This window comes from Gordonia abscondita, assembly GCF_032711245.1.
In the GTDB taxonomy this organism is placed as follows: domain Bacteria; phylum Actinomycetota; class Actinomycetes; order Mycobacteriales; family Mycobacteriaceae; genus Gordonia.
Genome location: NZ_CP128986.1, coordinates 2,370,691 through 2,388,946 on the forward strand (window position 1 = coordinate 2,370,691; position 18,256 = coordinate 2,388,946).

The following is an 18,256-nucleotide window of genomic DNA, read 5'->3' on the forward strand; positions in this document are numbered from 1 at the left end:
CCGCGTGCGTCCAAAGGGTATGAGCACTATCACGCGGGTCGAGGCCCGAGCAGTCACGCAGGCGCGCACGGATGATGCGCGCACGGGGGAAGCACCGACGAGGACGGCGCATACCAGGCAGGCGCCACCGGTCGAGGCGGCGCGTGTGGCGCGTACCTGCGCCATCGCCATCCTGCAGCGGATCCTCGAAGTGCTCGACGGGAGACGACCCTGCGAGCACCTATCGCCGGTCATCACCGAGGAGGTGTTCGACCAGATCGCACTCGCGCTGCGGAAACGAGAAGACGCGGTCGCTCGGGCCCCGGTTCGCGGCCCGACCGTCCGTCTCCGACGCATCCACTTGCAGATGGTGTCGCCGCGCGCGGCGAACTATTTCGGCACGGTGGAACGCGGCTTGCGGACGCGAGCCGTCGCGGGCCGCGTCGAGTTGAGGTGCGTGCGTTCTCCCGGCCGGGGCGTCGTCGAACGGTGGACGATGACGGAGTTCGGCGTCATCTGACGCGTGCGGCGCGCGTTCGCGTGGTGGTCTCTCGCGCCACGGACCGGGGATTGGACACTAGACTCGACGCATCATGGTGAATCGATTGTCGGCGGAAGACGCGATGTACTACTTCCTCGACGGGGCAGGGACGAGTGCGCTCACCGGGGCGCTGATGATCGTCGACCCGTCCCACATCGCTGACTCCGCGGGCGGCGGCCGACTCGACTACTCGTCGCTGGTGTCGCTGGTGGAACGCCGACTACAACTCGTGCCGCGGTATCGGCAGGTCGTCAAGGAAGTCGCGCTCGGCCTCGGTCGGCCGCTGTGGGTGGACGACCCCGAATTCGACGTCACGTATCACGTGCGGTTGTCAGCGTTGCCTCAGCCAGGGGCGTCCGTGCAGTTGGAGGAGCTGATCGCGCGGTTGATGTCGCGTCCCCTCGATCGGTCGCGTCCGCTGTGGGAGATGTACCTGATCGAAGGGCTCGAAGGCGGGCGCGTCGCGGTTCTCACCAAGTCGCATCGCTGCCTGATCGCGGTGCCCGGCCATCGCGAACTGAGCGAGGTCGTCACTGACGACAGCGCGGCGGGCCGGAGTCTGGATGAGGACCTGTGGCTGCCGACCGATCCGCCGGGCCAGGTGTCCATGACGGTCGGCGCGCTCGCCGAGGCGATGACTCGCCCCAGGGAACTCGTGGACTCATTGCTGCGAGGCAACGGTCCGGTCGCGGACATCTGGTCGGTCGCGGACAAGTCGGCTCGGCTGGTGACGTCGACCGTTCAACAGATCGTTGACGCCGCACCCGACAGTCCGCTCAACACCGTCACGACGTCGGCGCGGCTGTTCACCACTGCCGCGGTGCCTCGTCGCGACTGCGTGCGGATCGCCACCCGTTTCGAGTGCACGTTCAATGACGTTCTGCTCGCGGTGGTGGCCGGCGTCCTGCGTCGCTGGTCGCTGTCGGTGACCGATTCGGTCGGCCACGGTGAGACGGTCCGCGTGATCGTGCCGTTGCGGGCCAGGGACTTCGACGCTGCCTCCGACGGCCCGGGCTCGTGGATGCCCGCGAGCGGACCTGAGTTCGTCACCGATCTGCCAGTCGGCGAGGACTCGCCGGTCGTACGGTTGATGCAGGTTGCTGGTCTCGCCGACCGGTACGCGGGATCGACGAGCCGGATGACGTCGGAGATGAAGCCGCTTCTCCCGGAGTTGGGGATGGTGCCGTTCGGCGAATTCTCCAGCCGCGCGTTCAGCAGTATCTTCCAACGGTCGTACAACGTGCCGATCTTCTGGAGCGACGGAGTGTCGAACCGCTTCCTGAACGGGCTCCGCGTCGAGGAGATCTACACGGTGCCGACACTCGCGACGCAGCGCGCGCTGGCGATCAGTGTGAACGAATACGGCGACTCCGTACAATTCGCGTTTCTTGCCGACCGGGCCGTCGTCTCCGACCTGCCAGCGATGTCCGGTTACCTCGTCGAGTCGTTCGACGAACTGCTGCACGCCGGGCCGGTCGGCCTGCCGCCGGTGGAGTCATGAAAAGGAAGTCATGAGAGAGGGAACCCATTCGATGCGCGTATACCTGCCTGCGACGTTGGCGATGATCCAGGAGTTGACCGCCGCCGACGGCTCCGAGTTCGTACCCCTGGGCGGTACCGGATTCGCCGTGACACCCGCCCTACGGGAGGCGTACACGTCCGGCGACGACGAGGAGCTTGGGGAAGTGGCGCTGCGCGAGGCCGCCCGCGCCTCGCTGCGCCTATTGTCGGCGGACGAGTCGGATCTGCCCGCCCGCCGGGTGGTCGTAGTGGCCGACGCCGATGCGACAGTGCGTCCGGACCTTGACGACGCAGTAGTTCGACTGGCGGGCGGCGTGTCGGCGGTCGACATCGTGGCCGTCCACGTGGACGGCGGCGCCGCCGAAGCCGCGGTGCGCGCCGCGGTGCAGGCCGTCGACGCCGCGGACCTCGGCGACCAGGACGCCGAACTGGCCATCGGTGACGTCGAAGATCACGACCTCGGTTGGTATGCGACGCAAGAACTGCCGTTCCTCCTCGAATTGCTGTAGCGCTCCTATTGTGGTCAGAAATTGTCCGCAAAGAGAATGTGTATTACGGACAGTTTCCGTCCTATAAGACAGTCAGGATTGTCGTACAAGCTGACCAATTCTGATGGAGGACACCATGTACGCACCGGCTCGCGACAATGAGATCACCGGATACGCCGGTTACATCGACCAGCAGCTCGACCACCTGCGCGCCTCGCTGTACGGGTTGACCGAGGAGCAGGCTCGTCTCACACCATGTCGCAGTGTCCTGTCGGTCGGCGGCATCCTCAAGCACATTGCGTACGCGTTGCCGACAGCGACCGTGCGACTGCGCGGAGACACCATCCGCCGCCCGGTGGACGAGGCGGGGTTTGCCGCCTACCTGGGTAGCTTCGCGCTGACCGACGACGAGACGGCAGCTGAGCTCATCGACCGATTCGACGCCGACCGGGCCGGGTTCATGGCGGCCGCGCGCGACTGCGATCCGGACGGCGAGTCCGTCGAGTCGCCCGCACCGTGGGCCGGGATCTACGACGCCCGCCCGATCAAGAACCGCTTCTACCTCGGCCACCAGATCGAGGAGTTCGCGCGGCACGCCGGTCACGCCGACATCATCCGCGAGGAGATCGACGGGCAGTCGGTGCCAGGACTGGTACTTTCGTTGGCGGGTGTCCCCGCCAATGAATTCTTCACGCCGTACCGGGCGGAGCCGGGCACGCTTCTGGCATGACCTGTACGGCTCGCTCCCTGTTCCGCCGAACCGCTAACCTACGGTAGCGTAGGTTAACGACAGAGTTGGCGGTTCGACGATCGGACCGGAACGGGCGGAGGAGTCGAGCATGGGCTGGCGGGAACGATTCGAGGCACCGGTCGCGGGGGTCTCCGGCGGCAGGGCGGGGAACTGGGTGCGGGCAGCCGCGGCGCGCGTGACGACACCACTCTTGCCCGACGACTACCTGCACCTGGTGAACCCGCTGTGGTCGGCGCGCGAGTTGCGCGGCAAGGTCGTCGCGGTGACCCCGGTGACCTCCGACAGCGCGACGATCGTCATTCAGCCGGGCTGGGGCTTCACTTTCGACTATCACCCGGGCCAGTACATCGGGATCGGAGTTTTGGTCGGCGGGCGGTGGACGTGGCGCTCGTACTCGCTGACGTCCGAGCCGGACAGCTCGGTGGTCGACCGCACCGTCGCGATCACTGTCAAAGCCATGCCCGAGGGATTTCTCTCGTCGCATCTGGTGAACGGGCTGACGCCCGGCACCGTGGTGCGTCTGGCGGCGCCCGCTGGCGAGTTCGTCCTGCCCGACCCGCCGCCGGCGAAGTTGATGTTCGCGACCGCGGGGAGCGGTGTCACGCCGATCATCTCGATGCTGCGGACCTTGGCGCGGCGGGGGCAGTCCGTAGACGCGGTGCTCGTACACTCCTCGCCCGACGAGGGGAGTGTGCTCTTCTTGGATGAGCTGAGATCGATCGCCGCCGCGGGCCTTGTCGATCTCAAGCTTCGGCTGACGAGCGTCGACGGCCGCCTCGATGCGACGGCCCTCGGCGAACTCGTGCCCGACTGGGGTGAACGGCAGACGTGGGCGTGCGGTCCGAGTGGATTCGTCGACATGCTGACCGCGCTGTTCCGCGATGCTGGGCACGACGACCGCCTGCACGTCGAGCGGTTCGCCCTCGAACGCGGTGCGGCAGGCGCCCAGGGCGGCATGGTGACTTTCGGGCGCGGTGGGAAGCAGGTCGAAGCGGACGGCGCGCAGACGCTTTTGGAGGCAGGCGAGGGGGCGGGTGTCCTCATGCCGTTCGGCTGCCGGATGGGCATCTGCCAGAGCTGTGTCGTGATGCTCGACAAGGGCTGTGTCCGCGATCTGCGCACCGGCGTCGAACACGTCGAAGGCGAACGCGTGCAAACGTGCGTGACGGCCGCGGCGGGAGACTGCACGCTGGACGTGTGATCTCGGCTTCTCGCCAGGCACAACGGTCCCGAGTGGCCGGGGGCTAGACAACTTACGGTTCCGTAACCTACGATTGCGTAAGTTAGTTCCCGTGCGAGAAGGAGAGACAATGGCGATCGCCGATGTGCCCGAATACGCGCACCTGACCGATGCCGATGTCGAAGCGCTGGCGGTAGAATTGGATGCCATCCGCGCCGACATCGAAGCCGACCGCGGCGAGCGGGACGCTCGCTACCTGCGCAATACGATTCGTTTTCAGCGCGGCCTGGAGTTCACCGGCCGTGTCCTGACGATGGGTGCGAGTCGACGGTCGGTTTGGTGGGCTGGTGCGGCGACGCTCGGTGTCGCGAAGATCGTCGAAAACATGGAGCTCGGCCACAATGTGATGCACGGCCAGTGGGATTGGATGAACGATCCCGAAGTGCACTCGACGTCGTGGGAGTGGGACATCACCGGTCCGAGCGCGCACTGGAAGCACACCCACAACTACATCCACCACAAATACACGAACGTTCTCGGCATGGACGACGATGTGGGCTACGGCGTGCTGCGGGTGACGCGCGATCAGCGCTGGCGTCCGTTCTATCTCGGTAACCTCGCCTACAACACGGTGCTCGCGCTGTTCTTCGAGTACGGAGTCGCCGCACAGCACCTCGAACTCGGCAAAAAGCGGAAGACGCCGGAAGCCAAGGCCGACTTCAAGCGTGATCTGAACGATGTCGGACGCAAGATCGGTCGCCAGGTAGCCAAGGACTTCGTGCTGTTCCCGACGATCGCCGGGCTGGTCAACCGGTCGCCGCGGGCGGCCCGCAAGACGGCGTCGGCGAATCTGCTCGCGAATATCATCCGCAACGTGTGGACCAACGCGGTGATCTTCTGCGGTCACTTCCCGGACGGTGCCGAAAAGTTCACTCGGGCCGACATGGACAACGAGACGCAGGGCCAGTGGTATCTGCGTCAGATGCTCGGCAGCGCCAACTTCCGGAGCGGCCCGGTGCTCGGGTTCATGAGTGGGAACTTGTCGTACCAGATCGAGCACCACATCTTCCCGGACCTGCCGAGCAATCGGCTGGCCGAGATCTCGATACGCGTGCAGGCACTGTGTGAGAAGTACGACCTGCCGTACACGACCGGGTCGTTCCCGGTCCAATACGCGAAGACGTGGCGGACCATCGCCAAGCTGTCTCTTCCGAACAAGTACTTGCGTGCGACCAGCGACGACGCGCCGGAGACTGCGTCGGAACGACGGTTCCGCGACGACGGCCAGCCTCGTCTGACCCCCGCGATCGATGTGCGTACGGGCCGTCGTCACGGTCTGAAGTCGGCGATCGCGGACAGCCGAACGCGCCGCAGGGAGCGCGCAAGCGCATAATGGGGCTTGATGGCGATCTCGGATATCAATGAGTATGCACACCTGACCGACGCAGACGTTGAGGCTCTGGGTGCAGAGCTCGACGCTGTGCGTCGGGAGGTGGAGTCCAGCCGCGGTGAGCGCGACGCGCGGTATCTGCGGCGAACGATCCGCGCACAGCGAGGCTTGGAGATCCTCGGTCGCGCTGCGCTGCTGGGCAGTCACCGCAAGCCGCTGTGGTGGCTCGGCACCGGTGCGCTGTCAGTGGCGAAGATCATCGAGAACATGGAGCTTGGCCACAATGTGATGCACGGCCAGTGGGATTGGATGAACGATCCCGAAGTGCATTCCACGTCGTGGGAGTGGGACATGGTGTGCGCGTCGCCCCATTGGAAGCATTCGCACAACTTCATCCACCACAAGTACACGAACGTGCTCGGTATGGATCACGATGTCGGCTACAAGATTCTGCGTGTGACGCGCGACGAGCCGTGGGAGCCGCGGCGGGCGTTCCAGCCGTTCTTCAACGTCATGCTGGCCGCGACTTTCGAGTGGGGGATCGCTCTGCACGACCTCGAGCTCAAAGAGGTTCTCGCCGGACGCAAGCCGATGGAGGTCGCACGTCCGGAGATCTGCAGGTTCGTGCACAAAGCGGGCAGGCAGATGGCCAAGGACTATGTGCTGTTCCCCGTCCTGTCGGGCCCGAACGCGAAGAAGACGCTGACCGCCAACGTGACGGCGAACTTCGTCCGCAACCTGTGGGCGTATGTGGTCATCTTCTGCGGACACTTCCCGGACGGTGCGGAGAAGTTCACGATCGACACGCTCGAGAACGAGACACAAGGGCAGTGGTACCTGCGTCAGATGCTCGGCAGTGCCAACTTCGAATCGGGGCCAGTCCTCGCCTTCATGAGTGGCAACTTGTCGTATCAGATCGAACACCATTTGTTCCCGGATCTGCCGAGCAACCGGTACGCCGATATCTCGGTTCGCGTCCGTGAACTCTGCGACAAATACGACCTGCCGTACAACACTGGCTCGTTCACCATGCAGTACCTGCGGACGCTGCGGACGATCAATAAGCTCGCGCTGCCCGACCGCTTCCTTCGCGACACCACGGACGACGCCCCCGAGACCGCGTCCGAACGGCGTTTCGACGCGATTACCCCGCGCGCCAAGGGGTTACGGACGGCGCTCACCGAACTGAAATCCCGTCGCAAGCGTGGAGCGGTGCCCGTCCGCTAGCGGTGCCCGTGGGGGATGGCTCTCACGGTGTCTTCCTTACGGAGTGTCACCCGGCCTTACGGAGTGTCACCCGCCGCATTGGGTTCGTCGCCGCCAGTCGCCGTCACCGAGCGCAGCAGTTCCCGTACCGCCATCGCCCGGCGGTGGGACGAGCCGTCGAGTGAGTCGAGGGCGCATTCGGGGTCGGCGGGCGGACCAAGGTGGGTGCAGCCACGAGGACAGTCGACGATGGCGTCACGGAGGTCGTCGAAGGCGTCGATGATCACGTCCGGGGTGACGTGCGCGAGACCGAATGATCGGATTCCCGGGGTGTCGACCACCCAGCCGCGCCGACCACCGACTTCCGGGAGCGGCAACACCACGGACTGGGTCGATGTGTGGCGACCTTTGCCGACGCCGGAGACGATGCCGGTGGCCCGGTCGGCGTCGGGGACGAGCCGGTTGACCAGTGTCGACTTACCGACTCCGGAGTGGCCGATGAGTGCGGTCAGTCGGTGCTCGAGGATGTCGCGCAGTTCGTCGACCGGGTCGTCGCGTCCGGCGACCACCACGCGTAAGTCCAGGTCGGCGAACTGGGAGACGAACTCGTCCGGGTCGGCGAGATCGGATTTCGTCAGGCATAGGACGGGCGCGAGGCCACCAGCGTAGGCGGCGGCGAGCGCGCGTTCGACGAAGCCGGTACGCGGTGGCGGATCGGCGAGCGCGGTGACGATCAACAGTTGGTCGGCGTTCGCGACGACGATCCGCTCGTACGGGTCGGTGTCGTCGGCGGTGCGCCGCAGCACCGTCCGCCGAGCTTCTACGCGGATGATGCGCGCGAGGGTGTCGGGCCGCCCGGACAGGTCGCCGACGATGCCCACTCGGTCGCCGACGACCACAGGTGTGCGGCCGAGTTCTCGCGCGCGCATCGTGACGATGCGGCGGTCCGGGTCGTCGTCGAGGACGCACCCCCACCGGCCGCGGTCGACGGAGACGACCATCGCCGTCTCGGCGTCGGCGTGCGCGGGTCGAGTCTTGGTGCGCGGACGGCTGCTTTTGCTAGGTCGGATGCGTACATCCGACTCGTCATATGTCCGCGCGCGGCGGCTCACAACGCGGCCCCCGCCATTGTCTCCCACATCGTCACGAAGTCGGGGAGCGTCTTTGACGTGGTCTCGACGTTCTCGATCTCGACGCCGGGGACCACAAGTCCCAGAAGCGAACCTGCCGTCGCCATCCGGTGATCGGCGTAGGTGCGCCAGACGCCCGGATGCAGTGGTGCGCCGACGACGACGAGGCCGTCGGCGGTCTCGGTCACGTCTCCGCCCAGCCGATTGATCTCAGCGGAGAGCGCGGTGAGCCGGTCGGTCTCGTGGCCGCGCAGGTGCGCGATGCCGCGCAGCGTTGACGTTCCGTCGGCGAGCGCGGCGAGCGCCGCGACCGTCGGAGTCAGTTCGCCGACCTCGTGCAGGTCGATGTCGATGGGGCGCAGCCCCGCTGGGCCCGAGACGGTGAGGAGTCCGTCGTCGGACCTATTCACCGCAGCGCCCATCTGTTCGAGGATCGACACGATCTCAGCGCCCGGCTGGGTGGTAGTGGCGGGCCAGCGGGGCACACTGACGCGTCCGCCGGTCGCGGCGGCGGCCGCGAGGAACGCTGCGGCGTTCGACAGGTCGGGTTCGATCGCCCAGTCGACGGCCCGGATCGGTCCAGGCGCGACGGTCCACGACCCGACGTCGCCGGACGCATCAGCCCCGCTGGTGACGGTGACGCCCGCGTCGCGAAGCATCGTGATCGTCATCTCGATGTGCGGCATCGACGGGACGGACGGACCGTCGTGGGTGATCGCGACTCCATCGGTGAAACGGGCAGCCGAGAGCAGCAGACCGGACACGAACTGCGACGACGCCGACGCGTCGAGCGTCACCGCGCCGCCGGTGAGCGCCCCCGTGCCGTGGACGGTGAAGGGGAGACTCGAACCGTCGATCGAGGCGCCGAGGTCGCGCAGAGCATCGAGGACAGTGTGAAGCGGTCGGTTGCGGGCCTGCGCGTCGCCGTCGAACTCGACGTCGCCTGCGGCGAGTGCGCCGACGGCTGGCAGGAAACGCATGACGGTGCCGGCCAGGCCGCAGTTGACGCGGGCGCCGTGTAGCGGGGCGGGCGTCACGTCGACAGTCGTCGGATCATCGCCTGCGGGTGTGATCGCGACACCCATCGCGACGAGCGCGTCGATCATCAGGTCCGTGTCGCGGCTGCGCAGCGTCCCGGTAACCCGCGACGGCCCGTCGGCCAACGCCGCGAGGATCAGCGCCCGGTTGGTGATCGACTTGGATCCGGGCAGGTCGACGACGGCGTCGACGGGGGCGCTGACAGACGGGGACGACCAAGTGATCATGCGTCTCAGTCTTTCATGCGGGCTATCGCAGGTCGCGGCGCAGTGGATGGTCAGCGGGGATCTGCACGAGGATCAACGCGCGGCCGTCCGGGTCGTGGACGGTCATCTCGATCAGTCCCCACGGTTTGGTCTCCGGTTCCGCGACGATCCGGACGTCCGCCGCGGCGAGATCATCGCGGGCCGCGGCGACGTCGCGGACCTGCAGCCAGAGGGCGTCTCCAGCTCCGGCACCCGGTGGCATGTGGGCGGGGATCTCGATGAGCCCGGTCCCCGCGTGGAACACGGTGCCGCCCGGGTAGTCGCGGGCGATCGCCAGGCCGAGCACGTCACGGTAGAAGGCGGTGAGAGCCTGCGGGTCAGTCGAGGTCAGCAGGGTACGGCTCGTCAGGATCTCCATGGGCCCAGGGTAACGGCGGGTGCCGGTGAGGCCCCGCGACACGCGCACTTCGCCGTAGCGGGGTACATTCGCGACCGGATAGAAGCGGCTCGCCGAGAATCGCGCATTACGCGCCGCACCTGGCGCTACCGCGCTGGCCGTGTTCGAAGCGAGAACATCGCATGAGACGGCGCTGAATGCGCTGGCGGACAAGGATGACGATGCCTGAGCTTAGTGCGGGAATTCTGCTGTACCGTAGGATTTCCGAAGAAGTCGAGGTCCTGCTCGTCCACCCCGGCGGCCCGTTCTTCGCGCGCAAGGACGCCGGCGTCTGGTCTATTCCGAAGGGCCTCGTCGACCCCGGCGAAGCCTTGATTGATGCCGCGCGACGTGAATTCGTCGAGGAGACCGGACATGACGTACCCGACGGCGACACCCACGATCTCGGTGACGTGCGACTCAAGAGCGGAAAACGGGTGCACGCCTTCGCGGTCGAAGGCGACGTAAATTCCGCGACCATCGTCAGCAACACCTTCGAACTCGAGTGGCCGCCGAAATCCGGTCGGACACAATCGTTCCCGGAAGTTGACCGGGCCGGGTGGTTCACCTTGGACGAGGCTGCCGGCAAACTGAATGCGGCGCAGGCCGACTTCCTGACGCGGCTTCCGCCGCGCTGAAGCTGGGCGTTGTGAGAGTCGACGGGTGGCCTCTACAGCCCTGAGACGAACGCACCCAGACGGTCGATTCCGAGCGCCAACTCCTCCGACGACGCCGCATACGACAGCCGGACGTACTGTTCGGCACCGACGACGCCGAAGTCCTTCCCGGGAGTGAGAGCGACATGCGCTTGCGCTAGCGCACGATCGCAGAAGTCGGAGGCGGACAAGCCCGTCCCGCTGACGTCGACGTAGACGTAAAACGCACCGTCCGGCGGCACCGGGACGTCGAGCCCGATGCGGGCGAGGCCGTCGATCACCAGCGCGCGACGATCACGGAGTATCGCCCGACGGTCTTCAGCGACCGCGATCGTCTCCGGTTCGAAGCACGTCAACGCCGCGAACTGGGCGGGAGTCGGCGGACAGATGTAATAATTCTGCGCGAGCCGCTCGGCGACCGGCACCATCTCGTCGGGCACAACCGCCCACCCGAGACGCCAACCGGTCATCCCGAAGTACTTGGAGAAGCTGTTGACGACGATCGCGCCCGGGTCGTCGGCGGCGACGCTGCGGCGATCACCGTCGGCCAAACCGAGGTAGATCTCGTCGACGATCCGCCAACCGCCCCGTTCGCGGGCCACGCCGCACAGGTCGAGGAGGTCGCCGTACGCGAGCGAGGTGCCGGTCGGGTTCGACGGCGACGCCACCATAACACCGCGAGTCGACTCCGACCACGCCTGTTCCACGGTCTCCGCGTCAAGTTGGAAACGGGACGTCGAATCTGTCCCGAGGAGTCGGACATCGGCACCGAAGCTCTCCGCGAACCTACGGTTGCATGGATACGACGGATCGCTGACCAGGACTTCGTCGCCCGGATCGATGAGCGCCGCACATGCCAGCAGGAGGGCGGCGGAGGCACCCGTCGTGACGACAACCCGACTCGCATCGACCGGTGCGCCGAACTGGTCGCCGGAGAAACGCGCGATCGCCGCCCGCAAGTCAGCGAGCCCCAGCGCGCCCGTGTATGCGAGGGGCCGGCCGTCGCTCACCTCTCGAACAGCCTCCAGAAACGCGGGCGGAGCGCCGAAGTCCGGCTCGCCGATGTTGAGCTTGACCACGTGAAATCCCGTCGCCTCGAGTTCGGCGGCACGCCTGCCGAACTCCATGGCGAAGAACGGGGAGACGGCCTCGGCACGACGAGAGAAGCGCATGCGGTCATCGTATGGCGGCCACGACTGTCATAAGCCAACGGGACCGGCCCCCACCAGAGGGCCGGGGTCAACCACTGGGACTGGGCGGGCTACACCGGTCCCAGTGGTTGAGGCGGAACTAGTCCGGACTACTCCGGCACCATGTTGAACTCGTCCGGATTCGGGCCGAGACGTCGATTCGCGTCGAGGGCATCGATGCGCGCCATCTGCTCGTCGGACAGCGCGAAGTCGAAGAGCGCGATGTTCTCGGCAGCGCGGGCCGCCGTCGACGACTTCGGGAAGATGATGTCACCGCGCTGGACATGCCAGCGCAGCGTCACCTGGGCGACAGTTCGACCGACCTCTGCGCCGATTGCCGCGAGCACCGCGTCGTCGAGCACCGCGCCTTGCCCGATCGGCGCCCACGCCTCGGTGACTATGTGGTGGGCGGAGTTGAACGCACGCAACGACGGTTGCGGAAAGTAGGGGTGGACTTCGATCTGGTTGACGACCGGAACGACCTCAGTCTCAGCGAAGAGCCGTTCCAGGTGCGACTGCTGGAAGTTCGAGACGCCGATCGAGCGTGCCTGTCCGGCCTGGTACTCACCTTCCAACGCCTGCCACGTCTGGACATAGTCGCCAACCTCGGGGAGGGGCCAATGGATCAGAAACAGGTCGAGCGGGCCCAGGTCGAGGGCGTCGATGGACTTGGCAACTCCGTCGACCGCGTCGGCCGGATCGTGCCGGTTGTTGTTGAGCTTGCTGGTCACGAAGACTTCGTCGCGGGGCAGACCTGATTCGCGAACGGCCTCGCCGACCTGCTTCTCGTTGCCGTACATCTGCGCGGTGTCGATGTGGCGGTAGCCAGCCTCCAGCGCGGTCAGAACAGCTGCCTTCGTGTCCGCTGGCGGGATCTGGAACGTACCGAACCCGAGCTGCGGGATCTGCACGCCGTTGTTCAGGTGGATGGTGGGAACAGTGTTATCGGCCATGAGTGTTTCAACGAACCGCGACGGGGCCGATATTCCATCCGCGAGGCGATCGGCAGATAGGGGAGGACCCTGATCTTCCCCTGGTATCGGCTGCCGACTACTGCTTTTCCCAGGTCGCGGTGGCACGGTGGAGGCATGAGTACATTCACAGACAACAACTCCGGTACCAAGTCCGGGACGTCGATCTGGAAGATCGTCGCCATCGTCATCGCGATTCTCGTCGTCGTCTCGCTGATCGGGCCGATCGTCAAAGCGGTGTTCTGGATCGGCCTGTTCGCGCTCGCGGTAGTCGGCGCCTACTCGATCTTCAAGGCGAAGAGCTGACGAGACCTACGATGGTCGTATGACACGCAGACTCGTCGCAACGGACTACGGTTCACCAGCCGCGGTCCTCGCCGTCATCGATGAAGCCGATCCCACCGCAGGCGACGGCCAGGTGGTCGTCGCAGTCACCGCAGCGGGGCTGAACCCGTTCGACGTCAAACGCGTCACCGGCGACATGGGTGTGAAACAGTCCGCCCTGCCGTTGGTCCTCGGCGGCGAAGCGGCCGGAACCGTCGTCGAGACCGAATCGGGAATAGGTTTCGCGGTCGGTGACCGCGTCGCCGTCTATCCGGCGGCTGGCGCGTTCGCCGAACGCATCGTCGCTGCAGCCGATGCCGTTCACCGCATCCCGGACGGAGCGTCCAGCGACGCGGCGGCGGGACTTCTCCTCGCGGGAGTCACCGCCTACGACACGGTCGCCACCCTCGACGTCGGCCCGGACGACGTGGTCCTCGTCCATGGCGGCTCCGGCGCGGTCGGTTCGATCGCCGTCGTCCTCGCCGCCGAGCGTGGTGCGCGTGTCGTCGCCACCGCGTCGCCGACGAACCACGATCACCTCCGCGACCTGGGTGCGGCGCCGATCTCCTACGACGGCGACATTCCGGCAGCCGCACGGGACGCGGTCCCCGACGCGGTCACCGCCGTCATCGACACGGCGGGTACCGACGCCGCGATCGATGCATCGCTGCAGTTGGTGCCGCCCGATCGGATCGTCAGCATCGCTGCCTGGGGCCGCGCGGGCGACGGCATCGTGCTGTTGAACGGGTCGAGCGCAGACAGCCGCGTGCATCGCCGGGCCGCCGTGGTGCCGCTGCTCGACGCTCTCGCCGACGGACGGATCAGCGTCGACGTCGCAGGCACGTTCTCGCTCGACGACGCGCCGCAAGCCTTCACCGCACTCGCCGGTCGCCATCCGCGCGGCAAGTACCTCATCAAGCCCTGATGGCGCTTCCCGACAGCGGATTGGTCTCCCGACTGCGGGAGATCGTCGGTGACGCGCACGTCATCACCGACCCTGACGCCGCGACGGCGTACCTGACCGATTGGGCTGGCGGCTCGACGGGGAGCGCCGCCGTGGTGCGGCCCGCCGACACCGATCAGACGGCGCGGGTGGTGCGTCTGTGCGCCGACCACGGTGTCGCACTCACCCCGCAAGGCGGCAACACCGGACTCGTCGGCGGATCCGTCCCGCCGTCCGACGATCCTCGGCGGTGGGTCGTGCTGTCGACTCGTCGTCTCGACGATGTGGAAGCCGTCGACGTCGACGGTCGCTGTGTCGGCGCAGGCGCAGGCGCCACCCTCGCCGCCGTCCAGGCGGCGGCCGCGGCCGCGGGACTCGAATTCGGCGTCGACCTCGCCGCCCGCGACTCGGCGACCGTCGGCGGGATGGTCGGCACCAACGCTGGCGGCATCCGAATGATCGTGCACGGCGACATGCGCGCGCAGATTCTCGGTATCGAAGCGGTCCTCGCGTGCGGCGACGTGCTCCGACGGTGGCGTCCGCTGCGCAAGGACAACGTCGGCTACCACCTGCCGGGACTTCTCGCAGGCAGTGAGGGGACTCTCGCCGTCGTGACCCGCGTGTTGCTGCGGCTGGTCGACCGGCCTTCTGCGACCGTGGTCGCGATGATCGCCGTCCGGGACTCGACGGCTGCCGGACGAGTCCTGTCACAGGTGCGAGGCGGGGGACACCGACTCGAAGCCGTCGAGATCATGACCCGTCCCGGTGTCGACCTCGTCGTGGCGGGCGGAAGTCGCGACCCGTTCCCCGGTTCCGACGCTGGAGCGTATCTGCTGATGGAACTCGCCGCGGACGCCGCCGCGGCCGCCGAACTCCTCACGGGCGTCGACGGACTGCTCGACGCCGTCGTCGCCGACGGCCCGGCCCGCGACTTGTGGGCGCTGCGCGAAGGCCACACTGAGGCGATCGCCCGATCTTCGGTGACGACTCCGGTGAAACTCGATGTGTCGGTGCCGCTCGGCGACGTGCCCGCACTGATCGACTGGGTCGAGGCGTATGCGGCTCGGCGCGCCGTCCGCGCCGTCCTGTTCGGGCATCTCGGCGATGGCAATATCCATGTCAACCTGCTCGACGTGCCGACAGGTGGCGAGGGCGACGTCGTCGACGACGTGCTCGACCACGTTGCTGCCGTCGGCGGGAGCATTAGCGCTGAACACGGTATCGGTCGGGCCAAAGCGCACCGGATGCCCCTCGGGCGCGGCGCGGCCGACATCGCCGCGATGCGTGCGGTGAAGTCGGCGCTGGATCCGCACTGCGTCATGAATCCCGGAGTCGTCCTCCCCGAGGATTGAACCGCCCGTCGACGGGCGGCAGCCCAGTCCGGGAAGCCTTGTCAGGGGAGCCCGTCCGGGCTACCGTGTGACCCCAGGTAACAGCTACCTGGTGAGTGAGGGGACACACATGACTCGCACGGCAACCGACTTCGAGGCGATCATCGTCGGCGCAGGTTTCGGCGGCATGGGCGCCGCGATCGAACTCAAACGGCAGGGAGTGGAGCGCCTCACGATTCTCGAACGCGAAGACGACCTCGGCGGCACCTGGCACGTCAACCACTACCCTGGGCTCGCTGTCGATATCGCTTCCGTCACGTACTCGTACTCGTTTGAGCCGAACCCGTCATGGTCCCGACTGTTCGCGCCAGGCGCCGAGTTGAAGAAGTACGCCGAGCATGTCGCCGACAAGTACGGTCTGCGCAGCCACATGGAGTTCGGTGTCGTCGTGGCGAGCGCGTCGTGGGACGACGACTCGGAAACCTGGACGGTCCACACCGCCGACGGCCGCGCGCTGACCACGCGGTACCTGGTGACCGCGACCGGATTCCTGTCCCAGCCGTACACCCCGGACTTTCCCGGGATCGACTCGTTTGCGGGCGAAATCATCCACACCACTGCCTGGCGAGACGGTTACGACTTCACCGGCAAGACGGCCGCGGTGATCGGCACCGGAGCCACCGCCGTCCAACTGATTCCGGAGATCGCGCGGACTGCCCGCCGACTCACAGTGTTCCAGCGGACCCCGATCTGGGTGGTGCCGAAGGTCGACTTCGCGATCCCGCGGCCGGTGCGCAAACTCTTCGCGGCCGTTCCCGTGACGCAGAAGGCGGCACGCGCGGTCAACACGTCGCTGCTCGAGATGCTGATGGTGTTCGGTGTCCTGCACTACCGGCAGGCCAAGCCGGGAAACCAGTTGGCGGCGCTGCTGGCGAAGGCGCATCTGCGACTGCAGGTTCGGGATGCGGCGACTCGCAGACAATTGACACCGTCGTACGACTTCGGCTGCAAACGGCCGACGTTCAGCAACAGCTACTTTCGGGCTTTCAACCGGCCCGACGTCGACCTGCAGACGTCGTCGATTGCGCGGGTGGAACCCGACGGGATCGTCGTCGACAGTGGGACACACGAGACCAAAGTCGAGGTCGACACTCTGGTGTTGGCGACCGGATTCAATCTGTGGGACGTGAATTTTCCGGCGTTCACCATCACCGGTCGCGGCGGTCGTGATCTCGGCAAGTGGTGGCGGGAGGGCAGATTCCAGGCGTACGAGGGGATCACCGTCCCCGCGTTCCCGAACTTCCTGACCCTCAACAGCCCGTACTCGTACAGCGGTCTGTCGTATTTCACCACGATCGAAGGCCAGATGCGCCATATGGCGAGACTGTTCGGCGAACTGCGGCGACGCGGCAGCTCGCGATTCGAAGTGACGGCGGAGGCCAACGAGCGGTTCCTCGACGACGCGACGCGCCGACTGGGCGATTCGGTGTTCTATGCGGGCGACTGTTCGCAGTCGCGGAGCTACTACTTCAACCAGCACGGTGAGGCGACGCTCTTGCGTCCGCAATCGACTCTGTCGACGCTTCGTGAAATGGAATCGTTCCCGCTCGACGACTACGTGTACGCGTGACGGGGCCGGGTGGCTCCGGAGGGCGATCAGCGGAAGCGGCTGCGATACTCCTCGGCGACTTCGTCGGCGCGCTTGATCTTCACGGCGTCGACGAGTGACGCATCGAGTCCGTTGTTGACCAGTAGATGGCGCCGGTAGACGCGGATCAACGCGATCTGGAAGTACAAGAAGGGGATGATGATCAGCAGCATCATGCCGCCGCGGATCCAGAGTTCCCCAGGGATGAACGCGAATGCGACGAGTAGCGGGATCACCGGGATGAGGCCCCGGATCAGGTAGCGGCGCACATGGCCGGGCCCGGTGAGGTCCTCGCGCACCCAGTCCCGCATGGACGCCGGGAGCGGGCGACCAAGCAGATAGCCGATCTTGCGCAAGGGGCCGGGCCGGGTGTCACTCATATCTGCCATCTTCTCATGCCTCTTACGTCGGACAGATCTGCCGTCGTACCCGTGGCTGCCTCGTGCAGGGCGGCCACACGGGCTACCGCGGGTCGAGTAGGTCGGGACCGTTGTTGGCGACCCGATTCACTAGTGGCGACACCTCGCGGATCGTGATCCGGTCGACGAGCTCGTCCGACGGCGGCGCGAGTAGCGCGGGCTCGACGGGCGAGTCCGGGTCAAGCCACGCGTCCCAATATTCGACCGGCATGATCAGCGGCATCCGGTGGTGGACGTCGGTCAGAGCGCCGACGGCGTCTGTCGTGATGATCGTCGTGCTCGACACCCACGCCGAGTCGTCGCCCGCCGCGCGGGCCTGTGCGGGACGCCACGCTGCCCACAATGCGCCCATGAACAGGCGGGTGCCGTCGTTGGGTGACATGAAGTAGGGGACTTTCGTTGGCTTCCCGCCGGGTCCCGGCGGTCCCGGCTTCCACTCGTACCAGCCGTCCATCGGGACGAGTGCGCGCTTGTTCTTTAACGAGTTGCGAAACGCGGGTTTCTCGGCGAGCGACTCGGCGCGCGCATTGAACAGCAGTGGCCCTTTGCCGAGTTCCTTCGTCCAGGACGGCACGAGGCCCCATCTCATGGCCCGGACCCTGCGGACGGGTTCGCCGGCGGAGCGAGGGGAGTCATATCCGGGTGGAGCGGAGCGAGGGGAGTCATATCGCTGCACGACGGTCATCACGGTGGCTGTGGGCGCGACGTTGTAGTTGCCGGTCGAGAACTTCTCGGCGGAATCGGTGTCGCTGACCTCGTTTCGCGCGTCGATCTCGGCAGCCAGCCGAGCCGGATCGGTGGTCACCGCATAACGTCCGCACATGGGATACATGCTGGCACGGATGAGTTCGGTGTGCGCGGAACAAGTTCGACCGGTCCGGTGTTGGAACGGCAGGAACAGGGTTGAT

General features: G+C 66.5%; 19 protein-coding genes. 12 read left to right on the forward strand and 7 right to left on the reverse strand.

Going from position 1 to position 18,256, the window contains the following annotated elements; all coding sequences use genetic code 11:
- Positions 1–19: 19 nt before the first annotated feature.
- From MP11Mi_RS11095 to MP11Mi_RS11125, 7 genes are all read left to right on the forward strand, one after another.
- Positions 20–499, forward strand: coding sequence for an Rv3235 family protein (locus MP11Mi_RS11095; protein ID WP_420038979.1), 480 nt, complete (start codon positions 20–22; stop codon positions 497–499).
- Positions 500–572: 73 nt separating this feature from the next.
- Entirely contained in the window at positions 573–2,021 is a 1,449-nt protein-coding gene (locus MP11Mi_RS11100) for a wax ester/triacylglycerol synthase domain-containing protein (RefSeq protein ID WP_420038980.1), read from the forward strand.
- 31 nt (positions 2,022–2,052) lie between these two features.
- Complete coding sequence (locus tag MP11Mi_RS11105) at positions 2,053–2,550, forward strand: DUF6912 family protein (RefSeq protein ID WP_420042075.1); 498 nt, start codon at positions 2,053–2,055, stop codon at positions 2,548–2,550.
- 115 nt (positions 2,551–2,665) lie between these two features.
- On the forward strand, positions 2,666–3,259 hold the full coding sequence (locus MP11Mi_RS11110; protein WP_420038981.1) for a mycothiol transferase: 594 nt from the start codon (positions 2,666–2,668) through the stop codon (positions 3,257–3,259).
- Between the two features lie 109 nt (positions 3,260–3,368).
- Positions 3,369–4,481, forward strand: a complete 1,113-nt coding sequence (locus MP11Mi_RS11115; RefSeq protein ID WP_420038982.1) for a ferredoxin reductase — start codon at positions 3,369–3,371, stop codon at positions 4,479–4,481.
- Between the two features lie 109 nt (positions 4,482–4,590).
- A complete protein-coding gene (locus MP11Mi_RS11120) occupies positions 4,591–5,853 on the forward strand; it encodes a fatty acid desaturase family protein (RefSeq protein WP_420038984.1) in 1,263 nt (420 codons plus the stop codon).
- A gap of 9 nt (positions 5,854–5,862) precedes the next feature.
- A complete protein-coding gene (locus MP11Mi_RS11125) occupies positions 5,863–7,077 on the forward strand; it encodes a fatty acid desaturase family protein (protein WP_420038985.1) in 1,215 nt (404 codons plus the stop codon).
- Between the two features lie 56 nt (positions 7,078–7,133).
- On the opposite strand, the gene rsgA is transcribed toward MP11Mi_RS11125, so the two are convergent.
- The 3 genes from rsgA to MP11Mi_RS11140 are packed head-to-tail and all read right to left on the reverse strand — an operon-like array spanning position 7,134 to position 9,848.
- Complete coding sequence (rsgA, locus tag MP11Mi_RS11130) at positions 7,134–8,168, reverse strand: ribosome small subunit-dependent GTPase A (RefSeq protein WP_420038986.1); 1,035 nt, start codon at positions 8,166–8,168, stop codon at positions 7,134–7,136.
- Positions 8,165–9,451 carry a 3-phosphoshikimate 1-carboxyvinyltransferase gene (aroA, locus tag MP11Mi_RS11135; protein ID WP_420038987.1) on the reverse strand — a complete coding sequence of 429 codons (1,287 nt, stop codon included), beginning with the start codon at positions 9,449–9,451 and terminating at the stop codon, positions 8,165–8,167. Before aroA ends, rsgA begins: the two co-directional genes overlap by 4 nt.
- 22 nt (positions 9,452–9,473) lie before the next feature.
- Positions 9,474–9,848, reverse strand: a complete 375-nt coding sequence (locus MP11Mi_RS11140) for a VOC family protein (RefSeq protein ID WP_420038988.1) — start codon at positions 9,846–9,848, stop codon at positions 9,474–9,476.
- A gap of 200 nt (positions 9,849–10,048) precedes the next feature.
- Here MP11Mi_RS11140 and MP11Mi_RS11145 point away from each other — a divergent pair, with 200 nt between their 5' ends.
- Positions 10,049–10,504, forward strand: coding sequence for an NUDIX domain-containing protein (locus MP11Mi_RS11145; RefSeq protein WP_420038989.1), 456 nt, complete (start codon positions 10,049–10,051; stop codon positions 10,502–10,504).
- A 32-nt stretch (positions 10,505–10,536) separates the two neighbouring features.
- Here the strand turns inward: MP11Mi_RS11145 and MP11Mi_RS11150 are convergent, their stop codons facing one another.
- Both MP11Mi_RS11150 and MP11Mi_RS11155 read right to left on the reverse strand, forming a co-directional pair.
- Positions 10,537–11,694 carry an aminotransferase class I/II-fold pyridoxal phosphate-dependent enzyme gene (locus MP11Mi_RS11150; protein WP_420038990.1) on the reverse strand — a complete coding sequence of 386 codons (1,158 nt, stop codon included), beginning with the start codon at positions 11,692–11,694 and terminating at the stop codon, positions 10,537–10,539.
- Between the two features lie 128 nt (positions 11,695–11,822).
- Positions 11,823–12,665 carry an aldo/keto reductase gene (locus tag MP11Mi_RS11155; protein ID WP_420038991.1) on the reverse strand — a complete coding sequence of 281 codons (843 nt, stop codon included), beginning with the start codon at positions 12,663–12,665 and terminating at the stop codon, positions 11,823–11,825.
- A gap of 135 nt (positions 12,666–12,800) precedes the next feature.
- Here MP11Mi_RS11155 and MP11Mi_RS11160 point away from each other — a divergent pair, with 135 nt between their 5' ends.
- The 4 genes from MP11Mi_RS11160 (at position 12,801) to MP11Mi_RS11175 (ending at position 16,911) form a co-directional block, all read left to right on the forward strand.
- Positions 12,801–12,989 (forward strand): hypothetical protein, encoded by a 189-nt coding sequence (locus MP11Mi_RS11160; protein ID WP_420038992.1) that lies wholly within the window; start codon positions 12,801–12,803, stop codon positions 12,987–12,989.
- Positions 12,990–13,008: 19 nt separating this feature from the next.
- Positions 13,009–13,932: a quinone oxidoreductase family protein gene (locus MP11Mi_RS11165; protein ID WP_420038993.1), complete on the forward strand. Its 924-nt coding sequence runs from the start codon at positions 13,009–13,011 to the stop codon at positions 13,930–13,932.
- A complete protein-coding gene (locus tag MP11Mi_RS11170) occupies positions 13,932–15,302 on the forward strand; it encodes an FAD-binding oxidoreductase (RefSeq protein WP_420038994.1) in 1,371 nt (456 codons plus the stop codon). The genes MP11Mi_RS11165 and MP11Mi_RS11170 overlap by 1 nt, the downstream gene beginning before the upstream one ends.
- 109 nt (positions 15,303–15,411) lie before the next feature.
- Positions 15,412–16,911 carry a flavin-containing monooxygenase gene (locus tag MP11Mi_RS11175; RefSeq protein ID WP_420038995.1) on the forward strand — a complete coding sequence of 500 codons (1,500 nt, stop codon included), beginning with the start codon at positions 15,412–15,414 and terminating at the stop codon, positions 16,909–16,911.
- Positions 16,912–16,937: 26 nt separating this feature from the next.
- Here MP11Mi_RS11175 and MP11Mi_RS11180 read toward each other — a convergent pair whose 3' ends face one another.
- Positions 16,938–17,309 (reverse strand): DUF5313 family protein, encoded by a 372-nt coding sequence (locus MP11Mi_RS11180; protein ID WP_420038996.1) that lies wholly within the window; start codon positions 17,307–17,309, stop codon positions 16,938–16,940.
- Positions 17,310–17,391: 82 nt separating this feature from the next.
- Positions 17,392–18,171: an SOS response-associated peptidase gene (locus MP11Mi_RS11185; RefSeq protein WP_420038997.1), complete on the reverse strand. Its 780-nt coding sequence runs from the start codon at positions 18,169–18,171 to the stop codon at positions 17,392–17,394.
- Positions 18,172–18,256 lie beyond the last annotated feature (85 nt).

Bases quoted from the DNA above. Each gene is read 5' to 3' on its own strand.
- MP11Mi_RS11095 (WP_420038979.1), top strand. From the start codon at position 20: ATGAGCACTATCACGCGGGTCGAGGCCCGAGCAGTCACGCAGGCGCGC.
- MP11Mi_RS11100 (WP_420038980.1), top strand. From the start codon at position 573: ATGGTGAATCGATTGTCGGCGGAAGACGCGATGTACTACTTCCTCGAC.
- MP11Mi_RS11105 (WP_420042075.1), top strand. From the start codon at position 2,053: ATGCGCGTATACCTGCCTGCGACGTTGGCGATGATCCAGGAGTTGACC.
- MP11Mi_RS11110 (WP_420038981.1), top strand. From the start codon at position 2,666: ATGTACGCACCGGCTCGCGACAATGAGATCACCGGATACGCCGGTTAC.
- MP11Mi_RS11115 (WP_420038982.1), top strand. From the start codon at position 3,369: ATGGGCTGGCGGGAACGATTCGAGGCACCGGTCGCGGGGGTCTCCGGC.
- MP11Mi_RS11120 (WP_420038984.1), top strand. From the start codon at position 4,591: ATGGCGATCGCCGATGTGCCCGAATACGCGCACCTGACCGATGCCGAT.
- MP11Mi_RS11125 (WP_420038985.1), top strand. From the start codon at position 5,863: ATGGCGATCTCGGATATCAATGAGTATGCACACCTGACCGACGCAGAC.
- aroA (WP_420038987.1), bottom strand. From the start codon at position 9,451: ATGATCACTTGGTCGTCCCCGTCTGTCAGCGCCCCCGTCGACGCCGTC.
- MP11Mi_RS11140 (WP_420038988.1), bottom strand. From the start codon at position 9,848: ATGGAGATCCTGACGAGCCGTACCCTGCTGACCTCGACTGACCCGCAG.
- MP11Mi_RS11145 (WP_420038989.1), top strand. From the start codon at position 10,049: ATGCCTGAGCTTAGTGCGGGAATTCTGCTGTACCGTAGGATTTCCGAA.
- MP11Mi_RS11150 (WP_420038990.1), bottom strand. From the start codon at position 11,694: ATGCGCTTCTCTCGTCGTGCCGAGGCCGTCTCCCCGTTCTTCGCCATG.
- MP11Mi_RS11155 (WP_420038991.1), bottom strand. From the start codon at position 12,665: ATGGCCGATAACACTGTTCCCACCATCCACCTGAACAACGGCGTGCAG.
- MP11Mi_RS11160 (WP_420038992.1), top strand. From the start codon at position 12,801: ATGAGTACATTCACAGACAACAACTCCGGTACCAAGTCCGGGACGTCG.
- MP11Mi_RS11165 (WP_420038993.1), top strand. From the start codon at position 13,009: ATGACACGCAGACTCGTCGCAACGGACTACGGTTCACCAGCCGCGGTC.
- MP11Mi_RS11170 (WP_420038994.1), top strand. From the start codon at position 13,932: ATGGCGCTTCCCGACAGCGGATTGGTCTCCCGACTGCGGGAGATCGTC.
- MP11Mi_RS11175 (WP_420038995.1), top strand. From the start codon at position 15,412: ATGACTCGCACGGCAACCGACTTCGAGGCGATCATCGTCGGCGCAGGT.
- MP11Mi_RS11180 (WP_420038996.1), bottom strand. From the start codon at position 17,309: ATGAGTGACACCCGGCCCGGCCCCTTGCGCAAGATCGGCTATCTGCTT.
- MP11Mi_RS11185 (WP_420038997.1), bottom strand. From the start codon at position 18,171: ATGTGCGGACGTTATGCGGTGACCACCGATCCGGCTCGGCTGGCTGCC.